Annotated in this window: 21 protein-coding genes and 1 pseudogene; 15 read left to right on the top strand and 7 right to left on the bottom strand. The window is 67.5% G+C overall.

The genetic code is table 11. The features are described 5' to 3' along the window. Nucleotides 1-33: 33 nt before the first annotated feature. Complete coding sequence (locus WI26_RS03015; RefSeq protein WP_069225142.1) at nucleotides 34-957, bottom strand: carbon-nitrogen hydrolase family protein; 924 nt, start codon at nucleotides 955-957, stop codon at nucleotides 34-36. Nucleotides 958-1,036: 79 nt separating this feature from the next. Between WI26_RS03015 and WI26_RS03010 the strand changes: the two genes are divergently transcribed. From WI26_RS03010 to WI26_RS02995, 4 genes are all read left to right on the top strand, one after another. Next, nucleotides 1,037-1,957: a LysR family transcriptional regulator gene (locus WI26_RS03010; RefSeq protein WP_069225141.1), complete on the top strand. Its 921-nt coding sequence runs from the start codon at nucleotides 1,037-1,039 to the stop codon at nucleotides 1,955-1,957. 157 nt (nucleotides 1,958-2,114) lie between these two features. Further along, nucleotides 2,115-2,624, top strand: coding sequence for an NUDIX hydrolase (locus WI26_RS03005; RefSeq protein WP_069225140.1), 510 nt, complete (start codon nucleotides 2,115-2,117; stop codon nucleotides 2,622-2,624). After that, nucleotides 2,621-3,784 (top strand): tRNA 2-thiouridine(34) synthase MnmA, encoded by a 1,164-nt coding sequence (mnmA, locus tag WI26_RS03000; protein WP_069225139.1) that lies wholly within the window; start codon nucleotides 2,621-2,623, stop codon nucleotides 3,782-3,784. Before WI26_RS03005 ends, mnmA begins: the two co-directional genes overlap by 4 nt. 118 nt (nucleotides 3,785-3,902) lie before the next feature. After that, nucleotides 3,903-5,522, top strand: coding sequence for an FMN-binding glutamate synthase family protein (locus WI26_RS02995; protein ID WP_069225138.1), 1,620 nt, complete (start codon nucleotides 3,903-3,905; stop codon nucleotides 5,520-5,522). Between the two features lie 94 nt (nucleotides 5,523-5,616). On the opposite strand, the gene WI26_RS02990 is transcribed toward WI26_RS02995, so the two are convergent. After that, entirely contained in the window at nucleotides 5,617-6,228 is a 612-nt protein-coding gene (locus WI26_RS02990; RefSeq protein ID WP_059465501.1) for a glutathione S-transferase family protein, read from the bottom strand. Between the two features lie 188 nt (nucleotides 6,229-6,416). Here WI26_RS02990 and WI26_RS02985 point away from each other — a divergent pair, with 188 nt between their 5' ends. The 10 genes and pseudogenes from WI26_RS02985 to WI26_RS32830 all read left to right on the top strand — a co-directional run. Then, nucleotides 6,417-7,814: an aminopeptidase P N-terminal domain-containing protein gene (locus tag WI26_RS02985; protein WP_069225137.1), complete on the top strand. Its 1,398-nt coding sequence runs from the start codon at nucleotides 6,417-6,419 to the stop codon at nucleotides 7,812-7,814. Nucleotides 7,815-7,894: 80 nt separating this feature from the next. Further along, nucleotides 7,895-9,082 (top strand): UbiH/UbiF/VisC/COQ6 family ubiquinone biosynthesis hydroxylase, encoded by a 1,188-nt coding sequence (locus WI26_RS02980; protein ID WP_069225136.1) that lies wholly within the window; start codon nucleotides 7,895-7,897, stop codon nucleotides 9,080-9,082. Nucleotides 9,083-9,220: 138 nt separating this feature from the next. Then, the gene (dusB, locus tag WI26_RS02975) at nucleotides 9,221-10,288 is read left to right on the top strand and encodes a tRNA dihydrouridine synthase DusB (protein ID WP_006497523.1); all 1,068 of its coding nucleotides are present in this window, start codon (nucleotides 9,221-9,223) and stop codon (nucleotides 10,286-10,288) included. After that, nucleotides 10,285-10,518 (top strand): Fis family transcriptional regulator, encoded by a 234-nt coding sequence (locus WI26_RS02970; protein WP_006476892.1) that lies wholly within the window; start codon nucleotides 10,285-10,287, stop codon nucleotides 10,516-10,518. The genes dusB and WI26_RS02970 overlap by 4 nt, the downstream gene beginning before the upstream one ends. Nucleotides 10,519-10,562: 44 nt before the next feature. Then, nucleotides 10,563-12,128, top strand: coding sequence for a bifunctional phosphoribosylaminoimidazolecarboxamide formyltransferase/IMP cyclohydrolase (gene purH, locus WI26_RS02965; protein ID WP_069225135.1), 1,566 nt, complete (start codon nucleotides 10,563-10,565; stop codon nucleotides 12,126-12,128). 151 nt (nucleotides 12,129-12,279) lie between these two features. After that, nucleotides 12,280-12,822: a crossover junction endodeoxyribonuclease RuvC gene (gene ruvC, locus WI26_RS02960; RefSeq protein ID WP_069225134.1), complete on the top strand. Its 543-nt coding sequence runs from the start codon at nucleotides 12,280-12,282 to the stop codon at nucleotides 12,820-12,822. 173 nt (nucleotides 12,823-12,995) lie between these two features. Continuing rightward, nucleotides 12,996-13,577, top strand: coding sequence for a Holliday junction branch migration protein RuvA (gene ruvA / locus WI26_RS02955; RefSeq protein ID WP_059451998.1), 582 nt, complete (start codon nucleotides 12,996-12,998; stop codon nucleotides 13,575-13,577). Nucleotides 13,578-13,685: 108 nt separating this feature from the next. Next, nucleotides 13,686-14,753: a Holliday junction branch migration DNA helicase RuvB gene (gene ruvB / locus WI26_RS02950; RefSeq protein WP_059465408.1), complete on the top strand. Its 1,068-nt coding sequence runs from the start codon at nucleotides 13,686-13,688 to the stop codon at nucleotides 14,751-14,753. 24 nt (nucleotides 14,754-14,777) lie between these two features. After that, the gene (locus tag WI26_RS02945; RefSeq protein ID WP_069225133.1) at nucleotides 14,778-15,731 is read left to right on the top strand and encodes an oxygenase MpaB family protein; all 954 of its coding nucleotides are present in this window, start codon (nucleotides 14,778-14,780) and stop codon (nucleotides 15,729-15,731) included. 51 nt (nucleotides 15,732-15,782) lie between these two features. Continuing rightward, nucleotides 15,783-15,903 (top strand): annotated as a pseudogene (locus WI26_RS32830) (chromosome partitioning protein ParB); the annotation flags it as partial. Nucleotides 15,904-15,975: 72 nt separating this feature from the next. Here WI26_RS32830 and WI26_RS02940 read toward each other — a convergent pair. From WI26_RS02940 to tyrS, 3 genes are read right to left on the bottom strand one after another with little or no spacing between them, the layout of a single operon-like run. After that, complete coding sequence (locus WI26_RS02940; protein ID WP_069225132.1) at nucleotides 15,976-16,638, bottom strand: histidine phosphatase family protein; 663 nt, start codon at nucleotides 16,636-16,638, stop codon at nucleotides 15,976-15,978. A 23-nt stretch (nucleotides 16,639-16,661) separates the two neighbouring features. After that, complete coding sequence (dtd, locus tag WI26_RS02935) at nucleotides 16,662-17,120, bottom strand: D-aminoacyl-tRNA deacylase (RefSeq protein WP_059511007.1); 459 nt, start codon at nucleotides 17,118-17,120, stop codon at nucleotides 16,662-16,664. Further along, nucleotides 17,117-18,358, bottom strand: a complete 1,242-nt coding sequence (gene tyrS / locus WI26_RS02930) for a tyrosine--tRNA ligase (protein ID WP_069225131.1) — start codon at nucleotides 18,356-18,358, stop codon at nucleotides 17,117-17,119. Before tyrS ends, dtd begins: the two co-directional genes overlap by 4 nt. A 142-nt stretch (nucleotides 18,359-18,500) precedes the next feature. Here tyrS and WI26_RS02925 point away from each other — a divergent pair, with 142 nt between their 5' ends. Then, complete coding sequence (locus WI26_RS02925; RefSeq protein WP_069225130.1) at nucleotides 18,501-19,649, top strand: anhydro-N-acetylmuramic acid kinase; 1,149 nt, start codon at nucleotides 18,501-18,503, stop codon at nucleotides 19,647-19,649. 120 nt (nucleotides 19,650-19,769) lie between these two features. On the opposite strand, the gene erpA is transcribed toward WI26_RS02925, so the two are convergent. Continuing rightward, nucleotides 19,770-20,141: an iron-sulfur cluster insertion protein ErpA gene (gene erpA / locus WI26_RS02920; protein ID WP_059451991.1), complete on the bottom strand. Its 372-nt coding sequence runs from the start codon at nucleotides 20,139-20,141 to the stop codon at nucleotides 19,770-19,772. A gap of 207 nt (nucleotides 20,142-20,348) precedes the next feature. Beyond that, a complete protein-coding gene (gene rpsI, locus WI26_RS02915) occupies nucleotides 20,349-20,741 on the bottom strand; it encodes a 30S ribosomal protein S9 (RefSeq protein WP_011883283.1) in 393 nt (130 codons plus the stop codon). Nucleotides 20,742-20,746: the final 5 nt, after the last annotated feature.

The following is a 20,746-nucleotide window of genomic DNA, read 5'->3' as shown; positions in this document are numbered from 1 at the left end:
CATGCCGGGGCGTCCGCGCCCCGGCCACGCCCGTCATTCCCCGAACACGACCGATCGCTTCGGCCGCTCGTCGACGTGCAGCGAGAACACGTCGGGGCGCGCATAGTGTCCGACCACGTCGAAGTCGTAACGCGCCCGCACGAGCTCGTCCGTATCGATGCGCGCGGTCACGAGCCCGGCCTCGCCGACGAGCGGCTCCGTCAGCAGGTCGCCGAGCGGCCCGACGATCACGCTGCCGCCGCGGATCAGCGGCCGTTCCGGATCCCAGCCCGGCACGTCGATGCCGAGCGCGCGCGGCGACGGCTGCACCTGGCACGCGCTCACGACAAAGCAGCGCCCTTCGTGCGCGATGTGCCGCATCGAGCTTTGCCACAGGTCGCGCTCGTCGACGGTCGGCGCGCACCAGATCTGCACGCCTTTCGCATACATCGCGCAGCGCAGCAGCGGCATGTGGTTCTCCCAGCAGATTGCGGCACCCGCGCGGCCCGCCGCCGTGTCGACCACCGGCAGCGTCGAGCCGTCGCCCTGCCCCCAGATCAGCCGTTCGGTGCCGGTCGGCATCAGCTTGCGGTGCTTCGCGACGAGCCCGTCGCGCGGATCGAAGAACAGCGCCGTGCAGTACAGCGTGCTGCCGCCCCGCTCGATCACGCCGACCACGAGGCTCGCGCCCGTGCGCTGCGACAGCGCGGCCAGTTCGTCGGTTTCGGGCCCCGGCACGTCGATCGCCTGCGCGGCGTAGCGCGCGTATGCGTCGCGGCCCTCCGGCAGCCGGTAGCCGAGCCGCGTGCCGAAGATCTCGCCTTTCGGATAGCCGCCGAGCACGGCCTCGGGCAGCACGACGAGCGACGCGCCGCTGTCGCGGATCGCGGCTTCGTAGCCGAGGATCGTGTCGAGCGTGGCGCGCGTGCCGGCGGGCGATGCGCCAATCTGCAGCGCGGCGATGACTGAGTTGGACATGAAGGCGTCTCCGGTGAGTGGGTGACGCCATCTTTGTCGATATCATTTCATCGATCAAATCGATAAAACGATAACTGACATGAATATGGATGATATCGCCAGCCTCGACCTGAACCTGCTGAAGGTGTTCGAGGCGCTGTACGAAGAAGGCGGCGCGAGCCGCGCGGCGCTGCGGCTCGGCCTCACGCAGTCGGCGGTCAGCGCGGCGCTCGCGCGGCTGCGCGTGATCTACGCCGATCCGCTGTTCGCGCGCACCGGCCGCGGGCTGGCGCCGACGCCGCGCGCGGACGAACTGAAGCCGATCCTGTCCGATGCGCTCGACCGCTGCCGCGCAAGCCTCGCGATCGCGGCGGACGGCGGCGAACGGGTCGGCCGTACGATCTCGATCGGGCTGTCGGACGACTTCGAGATCGCGCTCGGCCGCGCGCTGATAGACGCGGTCGCACGCGAAGCCGCGGGCATCCGGCTGATCTTTCGGCAGACCCACAGCGGTATTGCGGGCGACGCGCTGCTGCGGCACGGCGTCGATCTGGCGATCGCGTCGGGCGGGTTCTCGGCAAACGGGCTCAGCCGGCGCGCGGTCGCGACGGGCGGCTACGCGTGCGTGATCGATCCGGCCGGCCGCGCGCATGCGCCGCGCACGCTCGCGCTCGCCGATTTCGTGCAGCGCGATCACCTGCTCGTGTCGTCGGGCGGCGTGATCGGGATCGTCGACGAAGCGCTGGCCGCGCTCGGCCACAAACGGCGCGTCGCGGCGTCGACCACGCATTTCGCGGCGCTGCCTTACCTGCTCGCGGGCTCCGACGCGGTGGCGACGATTCCGGCGCACGCGGCGCGTGCGATCGCGCAGTCGACGTCGCTGCGCGCGCTTGCGTGCCCGGTCGAACTGCCGCGCTACCCGGTGGAAATCGGCTGGCGCACGAGCACGCAGCGCGACCCGGCCATCGTGCGCGTGCGGGATACGATCGCCGCCTGCGTCGCGACGATCGTCGCGCCGTGATGCACGGGGCGCGATTCAGCTGGTGACAGTCCGTTCTCCTGCCCCGGCTGGCCGCCGGACGACGATAGGCCCGTTGGCGCAGCAAGAACGCTCGGGGTCGGATTCGTCTAACCTGACGGCCGGCAGCGTCCGGGCGCAACCGGTAAAATGCCGAACCATGAAACCCGAAATCTGGACCCCGCATGTGACCGTCGCGGCGCTCGTCGAACGTGCCGGTCGCTTTCTCGTGATCGAGGAAGAAACCTCGACGGGCCTGCGCATCAACCAGCCGGCCGGCCATCTCGAAGCCGGCGAGACGCTCGCCGACGCCGTGATCCGCGAGACGCTCGAGGAAACCGCGCATCCGTTCGTGCCGGACGCGCTCGTCGGCGTCTATCTCGCGCACTACGACCGCCCCGGCAGTGCCGGCGCGACCTACCTGCGCTTCACGTTTTGCGGCACGGCCGGCGAACCGCTGCCGGGCCACAGGCTCGACGACGGCATCATGCGCACGCTGTGGATGAGCGCCGACGAACTGCGCGCGTGCAGCGAGCGCCATCGCTCGCCGGCGGTGATGCGCTGCGTCGACGACTATCTCGCCGGGCGGCGCATTCCGCTCGATTTCGTGCACACGCATTCGGTCGCGCCGCGCCCGGAAGCATTCGACCGTCAGGCGGTAAACAAATGAGCAAGCGCCGTGTAGTAGTGGGCATGTCGGGCGGCGTCGATTCGTCGGTGACCGCGTGGCTGCTGAAGGAACAGGGATACGACGTGGTCGGCCTGTTCATGAAGAACTGGGAAGACGACGACGACGGCGAATACTGCTCGACGCGCCAGGACTGGATCGACGTGGTGTCGGTAGCCGACCTGATCGGCATCGACGTGGAAGCCGTGAACTTCGCGGCCGAATACAAGGACCGCGTGTTCGCCGAATTCCTGCGCGAATACTCGGCCGGCCGCACGCCGAACCCCGACGTGCTGTGCAACGCCGAGATCAAGTTCAAGGCGTTCCTCGACCACGCGATGTCGCTCGACGCGGAAATGATCGCGACCGGCCACTACGCACGCGTGCGCGAGCGCGACGGTCGCTTCGAACTGCTGAAGGCATTCGATCATACGAAAGACCAGTCGTACTTCCTGCACCGGCTGAACCAGGCGCAGCTGTCGAAGACGATGTTCCCGCTCGGCGAGATCCCTAAGACGAAGGTGCGCGAGATCGCCGCACAGATCGGCCTGCCGAACGCGAAGAAGAAGGACTCGACCGGCATCTGCTTCATCGGCGAACGGCCGTTCCGCGATTTCCTGAACCGCTATCTTCCGACGAAACCCGGCCCGATGAAAACGCCCGACGGCAAGGTGGTCGGCGAGCACATCGGCCTCGCGTTCTACACGTTCGGCCAGCGCAAGGGCATCGGCCTGGGCGGCAGCAAGGACGGCAGCGGCGAACCATGGTTCGTCGCGGCGAAGGACATCGCATCGAACACGCTGTACGTCGTGCAGGGCCACGATCATCCGTGGCTGCTGTCGCGCGAGCTCGTCGCCGGCAACGTGAGCTGGGTCGCGGGCGAGCCGCCGGCCGAAGGCTTCTCGTGCGGCGCGAAGACGCGCTACCGGCAAGCCGATGCGGCCTGCACATTCGGTCGTGCCGCGCTCGGCCAGGCCGACGGCGAACGCTTCTCGCTCGCGTTCGACGACCCGCAATGGGCGGTCACGCCCGGCCAGTCGGCCGTGCTGTACGACGGCGAGATCTGCCTCGGCGGCGGCATCATCGAGTTCGCGGCCACCGGCCAGCCCGGCCAGACCGCGCCGACGGCAACCCACGCGGGCGCGCTTGCCGAAGCACGCTGACATCCATTCGGTTTAGACTTGCGGCACGCCGCGCCCGGCGGAACACGATTCCGCCGCGGCCGGTGCGCCGCCGCGCAGCGTACGCATGGCGGCATTTCAAGATTCTTGCGGAGTCCCCATGCTTTCCAGACGCTACCTCGCAATGTGGTGCGCCGTGTTGCTGCTCGTCGCGGCGGCCGCACTCGCGTCGTTCCACGTGCTTTCCTGGCTGTGGATCATCATCCCCGTCGCCCTCGTCGCCGTCGGCCTGTACGACCTGAACCAGGACCGTCACGCGATCCTGCGCAATTACCCGCTCTGGGGCCATTTCCGCTTCCTGTTCGAGTTCATCCGCCCCGAGATCCGCCAGTATTTCGTCGAGGACGACACCGACGAGAAGCCGTTCTCGCGCGCGCAGCGCAGCCTCGTCTATCAGCGCGCGAAGAACGTCGCCGATAACCGCCCGTACGGCACCGAGCTGAACGTGAAGGCCATCGCGCACGAGTGGATCAGCCATTCGCTCGCGCCGACCAAGCTGCCGAGCCACGACTTCCGCATCCGGGTCGGCGCGAGTCGCGCGCAGCCGTACGACATCTCGATCTTCAACATCTCGGCGATGAGCTTCGGCTCGCTGTCCGCGAACGCGATCCGCTCGCTGAACCTCGGCGCGAAGAAAGGCGGGTTCGCGCACGACACAGGCGAAGGCTCGCTGTCGAAGTACCACCGCGAGCACGGCGGCGACATCATCTGGGAAATCGCGTCCGGCTACTTCGGCTGCCGCAACGACGACGGCACGTTCAATCCGGACAAGTTCGCGAAGCAGGCCGCCGATCCGCAGGTCAAGATGATCGAGATCAAGCTGTCGCAAGGCGCGAAGCCGGGCCACGGCGGCGTGCTCCCGGCCGCGAAGATCACGCCCGAGATCGCCGAGACGCGTGGCGTGCCGATGGGCAAGGACTGCATCTCGCCCGCGACGCACTCGGAATTCTCGACGCCGCGCGGGCTGCTCGAATTCGTCGAACGGCTGCGCACGCTGTCGGGCGGCAAGCCGACCGGCTTCAAGCTGTGTATCGGCCATCCGTGGGAATTCTTCGGGATCGCGAAGGCGATGATCGAGACGGGCATCGTGCCGGACTTCATCGTCGTCGACGGCGCTGAAGGCGGCACCGGCGCGGCGCCGCTCGAATTCACCGACCATGTCGGCGTGCCGTTGCAGGAAGGGCTGCTGCTTGTACACAACACGCTCGTCGGGATCGGCGTGCGCGACCGCGTGAAGATCGGCGCGAGCGGCAAGATCATCACCGCGTTCGACATCGCGCGCACGCTCGCGATTGGCGCGGACTGGGTGAACTCGGCGCGCGGCTTCATGTTCGCGGTGGGCTGCATCCAGGCGCAGCACTGCCACACCGACCGCTGCCCGACCGGCGTCGCCACGCAGGACCCGGTGCGCCAGCGCGCCATCGTCGTGCCCGACAAGGCCGAACGCGTGTACAACTTCCACCGCAATACGCTGCATGCGCTGCAGGAACTCGTGCAGGCGGCCGGCCTTGGCCATCCGTCGGCGTTGCGCGCGCATCACATCGTGCAGCGCGTCGCGCCGCACGAGGTGCGGCTGATGTCGCAGTTGCTGAAGTACCTGAAGCCGGGCGCGTTGCTCGACGGCCAGACCTGCGGCTATACGCTTTACGACAAGTGGTGGCCGATTGCGCGCAGCGATTCGTTCGTGCTCGGCGAAACCGTTTACACGTCGATCGAGTAATGCTCGATCGCTCGCCGCCAGGCGGCTCGCATAAAGAAAAAGCGCCCCGCGGGGCGCTTGTTCCTTGTCTGCCCGATCCGCCGCCGGCGACCGGTCAACCTTGCGGCAGCGTGTCGACGAAGGTCTGCCGCTGCGACAGCTTCACGAAATGCTTGTCGAGGTTCGGATGGCGATCGCGCCAGTTGAGTTCGGGCATCCGGAAATCCAGGTAGCCGAGCGCACAGCCGAGTGCGATGTCGGCGAGCGTGTAATGATTACCGACGCACCACGTCTTGCCGCCGAGGCCCTGCGACATCGCGACGAGAGCGTCGTCGATCTTGCGCTGCTGGCGCGCGATCCAGCTCGCGCTGCGCTGCGCTTCGTCGCGCAACGTGTGTTCGAGACGAATCGCCACGGCCGCGTCGAGCACGCCGTCACCCAGCGCTTCCCAGCAACGCACTTCGACACGTTCGCGCCCCGACGGCGGAATCAGCTTGCCGACCGGCGACAGCGTATCGACGTATTCGCAGATCACGCGGGAATCGAACACCGCGGCACCATCCTCCATCACGAGACACGGGACCTTGCCGAGCGGATTCGACGCATGAATGTCCGTCTCCGGCGCCCATACGTTCTCGAGCTCCAGCTTGTAGTCGATCTTCTTTTCAGCAAGCACGATCCGCGCCTTTCGGACGTACGGGCTGCTGAGCGAACCGATTAATTTCATCATCTGCCTTTTTAAGGGAACCGCCGAGAGTATACGTTGTCGCCGATCATAACCGGCCCGCGCGGCAGGGTAGAAAATCTGCCCGTCCGGCCTGTGGATGGTTTGCAACAACCGTCGCCGAGCCCCGTCAGGCGCGGCTTGCGGCCGCTCCTCTCACGCGCTGTGTCCGGCGGCGCTACAATCGCACGATGAATGCGCCCCTCGATACCGCCATCGCCGTCGACGTCTACCGCCAGCGCCGCGAACGCGTGCTAGCCGCACTGCGCGCCGCGGGCGGCGGCGTCGCCATCGTCCCCACCGCGCCGGAAATGCTGCGCAACCGCGATACGGCCTTCCCGTACCGACATGACAGCTACTTCCACTACCTGACGGGCTTCACCGAACCGGATGCCATGCTCGTGCTGAACGCGGCCGGGTCGCACGGCGCGCCGGAATCGATCCTGTTCTGCCGCGCGAAGAATGCCGACCGCGAGATCTGGGAAGGTTTCCATTACGGGCCCGAGGCCGCGCGCGACGCGTTCGGCTTCGACGCGGCCTACGCGGTCGACGTGATCGACACTGAAATGCCGCGCCTGCTCGCCGATGCGGGCACCGTGCACTACCGGTTCGGCGCGTCGGCCGAGTTCGACCGCCAGCTCGCCGGCTGGATCGATGCGGTGCGCGCGCAGGCGCGCACGGGTGCCGCCGCGCCCGACGCGCTGCTCGACCTCACGCCGCTCCTCGACGACATGCGGCTCGTGAAGGACGAACACGAACTCGCGATCATGATGCGGGCCGCGCACATTTCCGCGCTCGCGCATCGCCGCGCGATGCAGGTATGCCGCCCGGGGATCCGCGAATACGAACTCGAGGCCGAGCTGCTGTACACATTCCGCAAGCACGGCGCGCAGGCGCCCGCGTACGGCTCGATCGTCGCGGCCGGCGCGAACGCGTGCGTGCTGCACTACCCGGCAGGCAACGCGGCCGCGCGGGACGGCGACCTGATCCTGATCGATGCCGCGTGCGAACTCGACGGCTACGCGTCGGACATCACGCGCACGTTCCCGGCCAACGGGCGCTTCTCTCCCGCGCAGCGCACGCTGTACGACATCGTGCTCGCCGCGCAGCAGGCCGCGATCGACGCAACGCGCGCGGGCGTACCGTTCGAGGCGCCGCACGACGCGGCCGTACGCGTACTGGCGCAAGGGCTGCTCGATACGGGCATCATCCCGAAGTCGCGTTTCTCGAACGTCGACGACGTGATCGCCGAGCGCGCGTATGCACGCTTCTACATGCACCGCACCGGCCACTGGCTAGGGATGGACGTGCACGATTGCGGCGACTACCGCGAGCGGCTGGCCGCGCGCGATGCCGACGGCGCGTTGCCGTGGCGCACGCTCAAACCCGGCATGACGCTTACCGTCGAGCCTGGCCTGTACGTGCGGGCAGCCGACGACGTGCCGACCGAATACTGGAACATCGGCATCCGCATCGAGGACGACGCGATCGTGCGCGAGCACGGTTGCGAGCTGATCACGCGCGACGTGCCGGTGGCGGCTGCCGAGATCGAGGCGCTGATGCGTGCGGGCGCGGCGCACGGCGCGTGAGCATGCCGCAGGTCGCCATTGCCCGGCTGTCGAACCACCGCTGATCCGACGTTGACCGTTACCCCGTTTCACGAACACTGATGACGACCGCTTCCTTCCCGGCCACGCCGGACTACGATCTCGCCATCGTCGGCGCGGGCCCCGTCGGGCTCGCGCTCGCCGGCTGGCTCGCCCGACGCAGCGCGACGCAGCATGCGTCGATCGCGCTGATCGACGCGCGCGAACCGGCCGCGAGCGCGAACGATCCGCGTGCAATCGCGGTGTCGCACGGCAGCCGCGTGCTGCTCGACACGCTCGGATGGCCCGGCGACGCGACGCCAATCGAGCACATCCACGTGTCGCAGCGCGGCCATTTCGGCCGCACGCTGATCGATCGCGACGAGCACGACCTGGCCGCGCTCGGCTACGTCGTGCGCTACGGCTCGATCGTGCAGGCCCTCGCGCAGGCCGTGCGCGGCACGCGCGTCGACTGGCTCACGTCGACCACCGCCCGCACGCCGCGACAGGACGCCGACGGCGTCACGCTGACGCTCGACGGCCCGCAAGGCGAGCGCACGCTGCGCGCGCGTATCGTCATCAATGCCGAAGGCGGGCTGTTCCACGAACAGCAGGCCGATACCGGCAAGCATCGCCGCGACTACGGTCAGACCGCGATCGTCGGCACGGTCACCGTCTCGGCGCCGCGCCCGAACGTCGCATGGGAGCGCTTCACGCACGAAGGGCCGCTCGCGCTGCTGCCGCTCGGCGGCCCGCGCCAGGCCGAGTATTCGCTCGTGTGGTGCTGCGCGCCCGACGAGGCGGCCCGCCGCGCTGCCCTTCCCGACGACGCGTTTCTGCGCGAACTCGGCGCTGCGTTCGGCGAGCGGATGGGCCAGTTCGTCGCGATCGCGGGGCGCGCATCGTTCCCGCTCGGGCTGAACGCGGCGCAAACGCTGGTCAGCGGGCGCATCGCGATCGTCGGCAACGCCGCACAAACGCTGCACCCGGTCGCAGGCCAAGGGCTGAACCTGGGGCTGCGCGACGCACATACACTCGTCGATGCGCTGTCCACCCAGGGCTTCGAACCAACCGCACTTGCGACCTTCAACGCGCGGCGTGCGCTCGACCGGCGCTTCACGATCGGCGCGACCGACACGCTCGCGCGGCTGTTCACGGTCGACGCCGGCCCTCTTCCGCTGTTGCGTGGCGCGGCGCTCACCGCACTCGAATTCGTACCGCCGCTCAAGAAGGCGATCGCACGCCAGATGATGTTCGGCCAGCGCAACTGACGCGCGGCGTCCGTTGCGCGCCGTCAGGCCGCGCAAACCGGGTCAAATCGGCGGGGCATGGGAATACGGTAAAATGCGCGTTTTCCCTCCGCCCTTTTTTGCCCGCGACGCCCGGCGCTCGCGGGCGGCGCCATTGCGATGCCCGTTATCGGCCCTCACGTATTGCGTAACAACCTGTTCGTCGCCCCGATGGCCGGAGTGACGGATCGTCCGTTCCGCCAGCTGTGCAAGCGGCTGGGGGCCGGATACGCCGTGTCCGAGATGGTCGCGTCCAACGCGCAGCTGTGGAAGAGCGCGAAGACGATGCGGCGGGCGAACCACGAAGGCGAAGTCGAGCCGATCGCGGTGCAGATCGCCGGCGCCGATCCGGCGATGATGGCCGAGGCCGCTCGCTACAACGTCGACAACGGCGCGCAGATCATCGACATCAACATGGGCTGCCCGGCGAAGAAGGTCTGCAACGTCGCGGCCGGCTCCGCGCTGCTGCAGAACGAGCCGCTCGTGCAGCGGATCGTCGAGGCCGTCGTCGCGGCGGTCGGCACGGGGCCGGATGCGGTGCCCGTCACGCTGAAGATCCGCACCGGGTGGGATCGCGAGCACAAGAACGCGATCACGGTCGCGCGCCTCGCCGAAGCGGCCGGCATCTCGATGCTGACCGTGCACGGCCGCACCCGCGCCGACCTCTACCGCGGCGACGCGGAATACGACACCATCGCGGCCGTGAAGGCGGCCGTGCGCATCCCGGTCGTCGCGAACGGCGACATCACGTCGCCGGCGAAAGCGAAGGCCGTGCTCGACGCAACCGGCGCCGACGCACTGATGATCGGTCGCGCCGCGCAAGGCCGGCCGTGGTTGTTCCGTGAAATCGATCATTTCCTGCAAACAGGCGAGCTGCTGCCCCCACCACGGATCGACGAGATCCAGCACGTGATGAACGAACACCTGGAAGACCACTACGCGTTCTATGGTGAATTCACGGGCGTCCGTACTGCGCGCAAGCACATCGGCTGGTACACTCGCGGCCTTTCCGGTGCCAACGGGTTCCGGCACAGGATGAACACGCTCGATTCCACCCGCGAGCAGCTCGCCGCCGTCAATGCATTCTTCGAGGCGCAAAAGGCGCTGTCGGACCACCTCGTCTACGTCGATGACGAAGAGGAAAACGGCCAGGGCGAGTCGGACGACCATAACCAGTTAGCAGCATGAGCAAGCACAACATCGAACAATGTGTCCGCGAGAGCCTGGACGTGTATTTCCGGGATCTAGACGGCTCCAATCCGCACGACGTCTACGAGATGGTGATGTCCTGCGTCGAAAAGCCGATGCTCGAGGTCGTGCTCGTACAGGCCGGCGGCAACCAGTCGCTCGCCGCGGAGTACCTCGGCATCAATCGCAATACGCTGCGCAAGAAGCTGCAGCAGCACGGCCTGCTGTAGGCGGCCGTCCCGTCCCCGTTTCCCTGGCTATTGGTGGTTCCATCATGATCAAGCAAGCGCTCATTTCCGTTTCCGACAAGACCGGCATCGTCGACTTCGCGAAGTCGCTGTCCGACCTCGGCGTCAAGCTGCTGTCGACCGGCGGCACCGCAAAAATGCTCGCCGACGCGGGTCTGCCCGTAACCGAAGTGGCCGACTACACGGGCTTTCCGGAAATGCTCGATGGGCGCGTGAAGACGCTCCACCCGAAGGTGCACGGCGGCATCCTCGCCCGCCGCGACCTGCCCGAGCACATGCAGGCGCTGGAGCAGCACGGCATCCCGACGATCGACCTGCTGGTCGTGAACCTGTATCCGTTCGTCGCGACGATCGCGAAGGACGACTGCACGCTCGCCGACGCGATCGAGAACATCGACATCGGCGGCCCGACGATGCTGCGCTCGGCCGCGAAGAACCACCGCGACGTGACGGTCGTCGTCGATCCGGCCGACTACGCGGTCGTGCTCGACGAAATGAAGGCGAACGGCAACACGGTCGGCTACGCGACCAACTTCCGCCTCGCGACGAAAGTGTTCGCGCACACCGCGCAATACGACGGCGCGATCACGAACTACCTGACGAGCCTGACCGACGAGCTGCAGCACGCATCGCGCAGCGCGTATCCGGCCACGCTGAACATGGCGTTCGACAAGGTGCAGGACCTGCGCTACGGCGAGAACCCGCACCAGAGCGCGGCGTTCTACCGCGACATCACGACGCCCGCCGGCGCGCTCGCGAACTACCGCCAGCTGCAGGGCAAGGAACTGTCGTACAACAACATCGCGGATTCGGACGCGGCGTGGGAATGCGTGAAGACGTTCGACGCGCCGGCCTGCGTGATCATCAAGCATGCGAACCCGTGCGGCGTCGCGGTCGGCAACGACTCGGCCGACGCATACGCGAAGGCGTTCCAGACCGACCCGACGTCGGCGTTCGGCGGCATCATCGCGTTCAACCGCGAAGTCGACGAGACGGCCGCGCAGGCGGTGGCGAAGCAATTCGTCGAAGTGCTGATCGCGCCGTCGTTCTCGGACGCCGCGAAGCAGGTGTTCGCTGCGAAGCAGAACGTGCGCCTGCTCGAAATCGCACTGGGCGACGGTCACAACGCGTTCGACCTGAAGCGCGTGGGCGGCGGCCTGCTCGTGCAGTCGCTCGATTCGAAGAACGTGCAGCCGAGCGAGCTGCGCGTCGTCACGAAGCGCCAACCGACCACGAAGGAAATGGACGACCTGCTGTTCGCATGGCGCGTCGCGAAGTACGTGAAGTCGAACGCGATCGTGTTCTGCGGCAACGGCATGACGCTCGGCGTCGGCGCCGGGCAGATGAGCCGCGTCGATTCCGCTCGCATCGCGAGCATCAAGGCGCAGAACGCGGGCCTCACGCTGGCCGGCTCGGCTGTCGCGTCGGATGCGTTCTTCCCGTTCCGCGACGGTCTCGACGTCGTCGTGGCGGCGGGCGCGACCTGCGTGATCCAGCCGGGCGGCTCGATGCGCGACGACGAAGTGATCGCGGCGGCCGACGAGCACGGCATCGCGATGGTCGTGACGGGCGTGCGTCACTTCCGTCACTGATCGCACGCGGCCCGCGCGGCCGCTGCATGAAAACCCGGCGGCATCACACCCGCCGGGTTTTTTATTGCGCGGCGCCGGCGCGTCCAACCGTGCGGCCGGCGCCGTGCACCATTCGTTGTAGTATCGCTGCATCAGGTACTTCTCCTCACTCATGCGAATTCTCGGCATCGACCCCGGCCTGCGCGTCACCGGTTTCGGCATCATCGACGTCAGCGGCCACCGGCTCGCTTATGTCGCGAGCGGCGTGATCCGCACGCCAACGGCCGACCTGGCCACCCGACTCGGCACGATCTTCCAGGGTGTATCGACGCTCGTGCGCGAACACGCGCCCGACCAGGCCGCGATCGAGCAGGTGTTCGTCAACGTGAACCCGCAGTCGACACTGCTGCTCGGCCAGGCGCGCGGCGCCGCGATCTGCGGGCTTGTCGCCGGCGGCTTGCCGGTGGCCGAATACACCGCGCTGCAACTGAAGCAGGCCGTCGTCGGTTACGGCCGCGCGACCAAGTCGCAGATGCAGGAGATGGTCACGCGGCTGCTCAATCTCACGGGCCAGCCCGGCAGCGACGCGGCCGACGCGCTCGGGATGGCGATCTGCCATGCGCACAGCGGTAATACGCTCGGCACGATCAGCGGCCTCGCGCCAGCGTTCGCGAAAAAGGGGCTGCGCGTGCGGCGCGGACGGCTCGTCGGCTGACGCAACCGCACGCGTGTCCACGTCGCTTCGCGCGTTGCGCCTGCGATCACCCTGCCCGCCTGATCGCCCTGCGCCACGCACGCGTGTCGCATTGCCCGACCTGACGGCCAACCCATCGGCATCGCGCCGCACCTGCGCTACACTCGCGCTTTCTTCCTCGCTTCCCGCCATCCATGATCGGTCGCATCGCCGGCATCCTGCTCGAAAAGAACCCGCCCCACCTGCTCGTCGACTGCAACGGCGTCGGCTATGAGATCGACGTGCCGATGAGCACCTTCTACAACCTGCCGCAGACAGGCGAGCGCGTCGTGCTGCTCACCCAGCAGATCGTGCGCGAGGACGCGCACCTGCTGTACGGCTTCCTCACGCCGCAGGAGCGCACGACCTTCCGCGAACTGCTGAAGATCACCGGTATCGGCGCGCGCATGGCGCTGGCCGTGCTGTCCGGCATGAGCGTGCAGGAGCTCGCACAGGCGGTGACCATGCAGGACGCCGCGCGTCTCACGCGTCTGCCAGGTATCGGCAAGAAAACCGCCGAGCGCCTGTTGCTCGAGCTGAAAGGCAAGCTCGGCGCGGACCTCGGTGCGCTCGCCGGCGCCGCATCCCAGTCCGACCACGCGACCGACATCCTCAACGCGCTGCTCGCGCTCGGCTACTCGGAAAAGGAAGGCCTCGCCGCGATCAAGAACGTGCCGGCCGGCACCGGCGTGTCCGAAGGCATCAAGCTCGCGCTCAAGGCACTGTCGAAGGCGTAACACCCGCCCGAACCGGCTGTCGGAGCCAGTGTCGCGCCGCCGTGCGGTGCGCGCCAGTCGGCCGTTCGGCCAGTTCGACCGCGTCAGCGCGCGCGGTACAATGGCCGCATGATTGAAACCGACAAACTCGCCGCCGAGCGGATCATCGCCGCCACGCCCGCCTCGTCGCACGAGGAGGTGTTCGAACGCGCGCTGCGGCCGCGCCAGCTCGACGATTACGTCGGCCAGGAAAAGGTGCGCGGCCAGCTCGAGATCTTCATCGAGGCCGCGAAGCGCCGCTCCGAGCCGCTCGACCACGTGCTGCTGTTCGGGCCGCCGGGCCTCGGCAAGACCACCCTCGCGCACATCATCGCGCGCGAGATGGGCGTGAACCTGCGCCAGACGTCGGGCCCCGTGCTCGAGCGCGCGGGCGATCTCGCCGCGCTGCTGACCAACCTCGAAGCGAACGACGTCCTGTTCATCGACGAAATCCACCGGCTGTCACCGGTCGTCGAGGAAATCCTGTATCCGGCGCTGGAGGATTACCAGATCGACATCATGATCGGCGAGGGCCCGGCAGCACGCAGCGTGAAGCTCGACTTGCAGCCGTTCACGCTGGTCGGCGCGACCACGCGTGCAGGGATGCTGACCAACCCGCTGCGCGATCGCTTCGGGATCGTCGCGCGCCTCGAGTTCTACGATGCCGACCAGCTGTCGCGCATCGTGCGGCGCTCGGCGTCGCTGCTGAATGCGCAGATCGATCCGAACGGCGCGCTGGAAATCGCGAAGCGCTCGCGCGGCACGCCGCGGATCGCGAACCGGCTGCTGCGCCGCGTGCGCGACTATGCGGAAGTGAAGGCCGATGGCCAGATCACCGCGGCCGTGGCCGACGCCGCGCTCGCGATGCTCGACGTCGACCCGGTCGGCTTCGACCTGATGGACCGCAAGCTGCTCGAGGCGATCCTGCACAAGTTCGACGGCGGCCCGGTCGGTATCGACAACCTCGCGGCGGCAATCGGCGAGGAGCGCGACACGATCGAAGACGTGCTCGAGCCGTACCTGATCCAGCAAGGCTTCCTGCAGCGCACGCCGCGCGGGCGCGTCGCAACGCTGCTCACCTACCGCCATTTCGGGCTTTCGGCGCCCGATGCCGGCAACACCGAACGCGGAATGTGGGATACCGCTGACGGGAAGTAACCCGCTGCCCGTGCCGCGCCTGCCATGACCACGCCGCCCAGCCCGCACCCCGCCACGCCCGCACCGGGCCCGCGCTGGGTCGAACCGATCCGCAAGCGGCTCGTGGCCGGCATCACGCACCTGACGACCGGCGGCGGCGGTCCGTCGATCGATCTGTCGTCGCCACCGGGAGACCCGGGGCTGTTCGGCCCCGACGCCATCTGCTGGCGCGTGCATGCCGATTTCACGTCGATGATGACCGGCGGCATTGCCGCACTGCTGCTGCAGGCGCTCCATCCGCTCGCACTGGCGGGCGTCTGGGATCACTCGTCGTTTCGCACCGACATTCTCGGCCGCTTGCGGCGCACCGCCACGTTCATCACGGGCACGACGTTCGGCAGCCGCGCGGACGCACTCGCGCTGATCGAGCGCGTAAGAACGATCCACGCGCGCGTATCGGGTACCGCGCCCGACGGCCGGCCGTATCGAGCCGACGATCCGGCGTTGCTGACCTGGGTGCATGTCGCGGAAGTATCGAGCTTTCTCGCCGCCCATTTGCGCTACGTGAATCCGTCGCTGTCGGGCGAACTGCAGGATGGCTACTACGCTGAAACGGCATTGATCGCCGAGCTGCTCGGTGCCCGGGATGTTCCCCGTTCGCGTGCGGAAGTCGCGGCCTATTTCGCGCGCATGCGGCCCGAACTCGAAGCAGGACCACGCACCTTCGCCGTCATGGACGTTCTGCTGAATGTGCCGATCTCGACGCCCGCGCTGCGGCCGGCCGCGTCACTGATCATGCATGCGGGCATAGACCTGCTGCCGCACTGGGCGCAGCGCATGCTCGGCGTGTCGACGTTCGCGCCGCTGCGGCGCGCGGTGGTCCGGCCCGGTGTCAGGGCGGTCGCCCCCGTGCTGCGCTGGGCGCTCGTCAACGGCGCACCGAAACGCGCACGCCGCCGTGCAACCGCGACGCCGCCCGACAGCGCCCCTCCCGCCTGACGATCCGTTTCTTCGGATCATTTCGATTTGTCGTCAGATTCCCGTCGCCGCCGCGCCGATGCGATCAATGGCGGGGAGAAGTACACCCAGGGAGAATTCGGCAAGCTGCCGCCAGCCGATCACGGCCGACGAGCCCGGTAAAATCGCGTACGCGCTCGACTACGGGATGCGCCACGCGAAGCCGCACCAAGCCAAATGTAGAAGTCGGCCCGCAGCTCACGCCGGCGAGGCCGGCATTAGCACATCAAAGTACCTTGCGATACCCGTCGTCGTCGCTCGCGGTATCCAGATGTGATACGTCGGCCCATTGCACGACCTGCGCACGGCCATCGACGTAATCGACGACGTTGATGCTGGTGTTCAGCAACTGATAGCTGCGCGGCGCCGACAGGTCGAGACCGTTTGCAAAGCGATACACGCAATCCAGCACGCCGCCGTGCGCGACGCATGCAATCCGCCCGCCCGGATGCGCAGCGACGATCGGCTCGAGCGCATGCAGCACGCGATGATAGAACTCGCGCTGCGACTCACCGCCCTCGGGCGCGAAGCCCGGATCGCGCGTCTGCCACGCGGCGTAGGCGTCCGGAAACAGCGTCTCGATCCCGGTGCTGTCATGCCCCTGGAACACGCCGTACGCGCGCTCGCGCAGCCCTTCGCGCAACCGCAGCGGCAGCCCGAGCGCCTCGGCAAAGGGTTGCGCGGTCTGCTGCGCTCGCATCAGGTCGCTCGAATAGATCGCGTCGATCCGCTGTCCTTCATGCGCTTCCCGCGCGAGTCGGACGGCCAGCCGCTGCGCCTGCGCGAGCCCGGTGTCGGCCAGCGGAATGTCGATATGGCCCTGGATGCGCTTGATGCGGTTCCAGGCCGTCTCACCATGACGAATGAAGAGAATCTGCGTGGTGGCCATCGCGGCGCGTCTCCGGGGAAAGATCAGGGCCGCACTTGCAGCCAGAACGTCACGGGGCCATCGTTGACGAGCGACACCTGCATGTCGGCGCCGAACTCGCCCGTCTCGACGACCGGATGACGCGCGCGCGCGGCCGCGACGAAATAGTCGAACAGGCGCGCGCCTTCGTCGGGCGGCGCGGCCGGCGTAAAGCTCGGCCGCAGCCCGCTGTTGGTATCGGCCGCGAGCGTGAACTGCGACACCAGCAGCAGGCCGCCGGCGCCGCCCATGCCGTCGATGTTCGACACCGGCAGGTTCATCTTGCCCGCCGCGTCACTGAACACGCGATAGCCAAGCAGCTTCGCGAGCAGCTTGTCGGCCACGGCCTCGGTGTCGCCGCGCTCCGCACAGACGAGTGCGAGCAGCCCTGCACCGATCTCGCCCGTCGTGCGGTCGCCAACGCGCACGTCGGCGCGCTTCACGCGCTGGATCAGCGCGATCATGCGGTCAGCGTGACGCGCGCGAAGCGGCGCTTGCCGACTTGGACGACGAACTCGCCGGCCTCGACCTTCAGGCCCTTGTCGGACACCGTCGCGCCATCGATCTTCACGCCGCCCTGCTCGATGTTGCGCAGCGCTTCGCTCGTCGACGGCACGAGGCCCGCCTGCTTCAGCAGCTGGCCGATCGCGAGCGGCGCGCCCGCGAGCGTGACCGACGGAATGTCGTCCGGCACGCCGCCCTTCGCGCGGTGATTGAAGTCCTCCAGCGCACGCTCGGCGTCGGCCTGCGAGTGGAAGCGCGCGACGATTTCCTGCGCAAGCAGCACCTTGAAGTCGCGCGGATTGCGACCGCCTTCGGCCTCGCGCTTGAAACCGGCGATTTCGTCGAGGCCGCGGAACGACAGCAGCTCGAAATAACGCCACATCAGCGTGTCCGAGATGCTCATCAGCTTGCCGAACATGTCGTTCGGCTTCTCGCTGATGCCGACGTAGTTGCCCTTCGACTTCGACATCTTCTCGACGCCGTCGAGACCCTCGAGCAGCGGCATCGTCAGGATGCACTGCTGTTCCTGGCCGTACTGCTTCTGCAGTTCGCGGCCGACGAGCAGGTTGAACTTCTGATCGGTGCCGCCGAGTTCGAGGTCGGCATTCAGCGCGACCGAGTCGTAGCCCTGCATCAGCGGGTACAGGAATTCGTGGATCGAGATCGGCACGCCGCTCTGGAAGCGCTTCGTGAAATCCTCGCGCTCGAGGATTCGCGCGACCGTGTAGCGCGACGCGAGCTTGATCATCCCGTCCGCGCCGAGCGGCATCGACCATTCGCTGTTGTAGCGAATTTCGGTCTTTGCGCGATCGAGCACGAGCGCGGCCTGTTCGAAGTAGGTCTTCGCGTTCGATTCGATCTGTTCGCGCGTGAGCGGCGGGCGCGTCGCGTTGCGGCCCGACGGGTCCCCGATCAGCGACGTGAAATCGCCGATCAGGAAAATCACGGTGTGGCCGAGATCCTGCAGCTGGCGCATCTTGTTCAGCACGACCGTATGGCCGATGTGGATGTCGGGCGCGGTCGGATCGAGGCCGAGCTTGATGCGCAGCGGCGTGCCGGTAGCCGCGCTGCGCGCGAGCTTCTGCGCGAACTCTTCCTCGATCAGCAGTTCATCGACGCCGCGCTTCGTGACGGCGAGCGCATGGCGGACTTCGTCGGTGATCGGGAAAACAGGCTTGAAACTGGGTTCGGTGCTCATCGGTGCCGGGAAGAATGTCGCAAAGACAGGGATTTTCCCATAACTTGCGCGTGCATCGCTTAACGATGCGTCAGGTTGCGCGGATAATCGGGCGCAAGGCGCGTGGCACCGGCCCGCGCCGCTCGATCCAGGAGAACCCAACGTGCCGCAACGACATCCGCAACCCGCCCATCCGGCCGACGGCATCTACTTCGGGCTGATGTCGGGAACCAGCATGGACGGCGTCGACGGCGTCGCCGTGCGCTTCGAGACGGGCCGCGCGCCCGTCGTGCTCGCGGAAGCGTTCGTCGGCTTCGCGCAATCGCTGCGCGATGCGCTGTTCGCGCTGCAGCAGCCCGGCGACAACGAGATCGACCGCGAATCCGTCGCGGCGAACGCGCTCGTCGCGCGCTACGCGGTGTGCTGTCACGAGTTGCAGCGCACCGCCGGCCTGTCGCGCGACCAGATCCGCGCGATCGGCGTGCATGGCCAGACGGTCCGACACCGTCCGGAGCGCGGCTACACGCGCCAGCTCAACAATCCGGCCCTGCTCGCGGAGCTTGCCCATATCGACGTGATCGCCGATTTCCGCAGCCGCGACGTGGCGGCCGGCGGCCACGGCGCGCCGCTCGCGCCGGCGTTCCACGCGACGATCTTCGGCGCGCCGGGCGAGACGCGCGTCGTCTGCAACCTCGGCGGCATCAGCAACATCACGATCCTGCCCGGCGATGGCGGCGACGTGCGCGGCTTCGACTGCGGGCCCGCGAACGCGCTGCTCGACGCGTGGGCGACGCGCCACCTCGGCAAGCCGTACGACGACGGCGGCAAGTTCGCCGCGCGCGGCACCGTACATGCTCCGCTGCTCGACGCGCTGCTTGACGAGCCCTACTTCGCCGCGCCGCCGCCGAAAAGCACCGGCCGCGACCTGTTCAATCCCGCGTGGCTGGACGCGAAGCTCGCCGCGTTCACGCAAGTCGCGCCCGAACACGTGCAGGCGACGCTGACGGCGCTCACCGCCGTCTCGGTCGCCCGCGAAGTCGCGCAGCATGCGACGGATTGCAAGGCCGTATTCGTCTGCGGTGGCGGCGCCCGCAATCCGGTGCTGCTCGCCGCGCTCGCGGATGCGTTGCGCGAAGCCGGCGTGCCAGCGACAGTGGATACGACAGCCGCGCTCGGCGTGCCGCCACAGCAGGTCGAAGCGCTCGCGTTCGCGTGGCTCGCGTATCGCTTCACCGCGCGCCAGCCCGGCAACCTCGCGAGCGTGACGGGCGCCGCGGACGCGCGCGTGCTGGGCGCGCTTTATCCGCGCTGATGGCCGGCCGGGACGCGACGAGACGCAGGCCGCCCGGTTCGCGCCGCGCGCAGGCACAAAAAAACGGGGCATGAAGCCCCGTTTTTCATTCCGGCGAACCGGACAGGATTTGGCGTGCGCTCAGACCGAGAACGACGAGCCGCACCCGCAGGTCGTCGTTGCGTTCGGGTTCTTGATCACGAACTGGGCGCCGTTGAGGTCGTCCTTGTAGTCGATCTCGGCGCCGACCAGGTACTGGTAGCTCATCGAGTCGATCAGGAGCTGGACGCCGTTCTTGTTCATCACGGTGTCGTCCTCGTTGACTTCCTCGTCGAACGTGAAGCCATACTGGAAGCCCGAGCAGCCGCCACCCTGCACGAATACGCGCAGCTTCAGGTCGGGATTGCCCTCTTCGTCGATCAGTTGCTTGACCTTGTCGGCCGCGGCGTCGGTGAAGACGAACGGTACCGGCATTTCGGTGGTCGTTGCTGCGGATTCGGTAACAGCGTTCATGCGAACTCTCCAAAAAGCTTTAGCCGCTATTGTAGGGCCGATCAGAAGATCGTGCTGATGTCCATGAAATCAATAGGTTCTTGTTGATTTCAGTACAGGAAACTGCCCGCGGGACACCGCCGCGCGGACATAAAAAAACCGCCAGCGTGAATGCTGGCGGTTTTTCCGGCGGACGCCGCCCGAAAGCGGCGCGGCCATGAAGCGGAATTAACGCTTCGAGAACTGCTTTGCGCGACGTGCCTTGCGCAGACCAACCTTCTTACGCTCGACTTCACGTGCATCGCGCGTGACGAAGCCTGCGTTCGACAGCGACGGCTTCAGCGTCGCATCGTAGTCGATCAGCGCGCGGGTGATGCCGTGGCGCACTGCGCCTGCCTGACCCGTTTCGCCGCCGCCGTTCACGTTCACCTTGATGTCGAACGTCTGGCCGTGGTTCGTGAGTTCCAGCGGTTGACGCACGATCATCAGCGACGTTTCGCGCGAGAAGTAGTCAGCGATGGGCTTGCCGTTGACGATGATGTCGCCCTTGCCAGCCTTGATGAAGACACGTGCGACTGCGCTCTTGCGGCGGCCCGTACCGTAGTTCCAGTTACCGATCATGTGGG

It is taken from the genome of Burkholderia diffusa, assembly GCF_001718315.1.
Lineage (GTDB): Bacteria > Pseudomonadota > Gammaproteobacteria > Burkholderiales > Burkholderiaceae > Burkholderia > Burkholderia diffusa_B.
This window is presented reverse-complemented; position numbering and strand designations above follow the sequence as displayed.

Bases quoted from the DNA above. Each gene is read 5' to 3' on its own strand.
- WI26_RS03015 (WP_069225142.1), bottom strand. From the start codon at position 957: ATGTCCAACTCAGTCATCGCCGCGCTGCAGATTGGCGCATCGCCCGCC.
- WI26_RS03010 (WP_069225141.1), top strand. From the start codon at position 1,037: ATGAATATGGATGATATCGCCAGCCTCGACCTGAACCTGCTGAAGGTG.
- WI26_RS03005 (WP_069225140.1), top strand. From the start codon at position 2,115: ATGAAACCCGAAATCTGGACCCCGCATGTGACCGTCGCGGCGCTCGTC.
- mnmA (WP_069225139.1), top strand. From the start codon at position 2,621: ATGAGCAAGCGCCGTGTAGTAGTGGGCATGTCGGGCGGCGTCGATTCG.
- WI26_RS02995 (WP_069225138.1), top strand. From the start codon at position 3,903: ATGCTTTCCAGACGCTACCTCGCAATGTGGTGCGCCGTGTTGCTGCTC.
- WI26_RS02990 (WP_059465501.1), bottom strand. From the start codon at position 6,228: ATGAAATTAATCGGTTCGCTCAGCAGCCCGTACGTCCGAAAGGCGCGG.
- WI26_RS02985 (WP_069225137.1), top strand. From the start codon at position 6,417: ATGAATGCGCCCCTCGATACCGCCATCGCCGTCGACGTCTACCGCCAG.
- WI26_RS02980 (WP_069225136.1), top strand. From the start codon at position 7,895: ATGACGACCGCTTCCTTCCCGGCCACGCCGGACTACGATCTCGCCATC.
- dusB (WP_006497523.1), top strand. From the start codon at position 9,221: ATGCCCGTTATCGGCCCTCACGTATTGCGTAACAACCTGTTCGTCGCC.
- WI26_RS02970 (WP_006476892.1), top strand. From the start codon at position 10,285: ATGAGCAAGCACAACATCGAACAATGTGTCCGCGAGAGCCTGGACGTG.
- purH (WP_069225135.1), top strand. From the start codon at position 10,563: ATGATCAAGCAAGCGCTCATTTCCGTTTCCGACAAGACCGGCATCGTC.
- ruvC (WP_069225134.1), top strand. From the start codon at position 12,280: ATGCGAATTCTCGGCATCGACCCCGGCCTGCGCGTCACCGGTTTCGGC.
- ruvA (WP_059451998.1), top strand. From the start codon at position 12,996: ATGATCGGTCGCATCGCCGGCATCCTGCTCGAAAAGAACCCGCCCCAC.
- ruvB (WP_059465408.1), top strand. From the start codon at position 13,686: ATGATTGAAACCGACAAACTCGCCGCCGAGCGGATCATCGCCGCCACG.
- WI26_RS02945 (WP_069225133.1), top strand. From the start codon at position 14,778: ATGACCACGCCGCCCAGCCCGCACCCCGCCACGCCCGCACCGGGCCCG.
- WI26_RS02940 (WP_069225132.1), bottom strand. From the start codon at position 16,638: ATGGCCACCACGCAGATTCTCTTCATTCGTCATGGTGAGACGGCCTGG.
- dtd (WP_059511007.1), bottom strand. From the start codon at position 17,120: ATGATCGCGCTGATCCAGCGCGTGAAGCGCGCCGACGTGCGCGTTGGC.
- tyrS (WP_069225131.1), bottom strand. From the start codon at position 18,358: ATGAGCACCGAACCCAGTTTCAAGCCTGTTTTCCCGATCACCGACGAA.
- erpA (WP_059451991.1), bottom strand. From the start codon at position 20,141: ATGAACGCTGTTACCGAATCCGCAGCAACGACCACCGAAATGCCGGTA.
- rpsI (WP_011883283.1), bottom strand. From the start codon at position 20,741: ATGATCGGTAACTGGAACTACGGTACGGGCCGCCGCAAGAGCGCAGTC.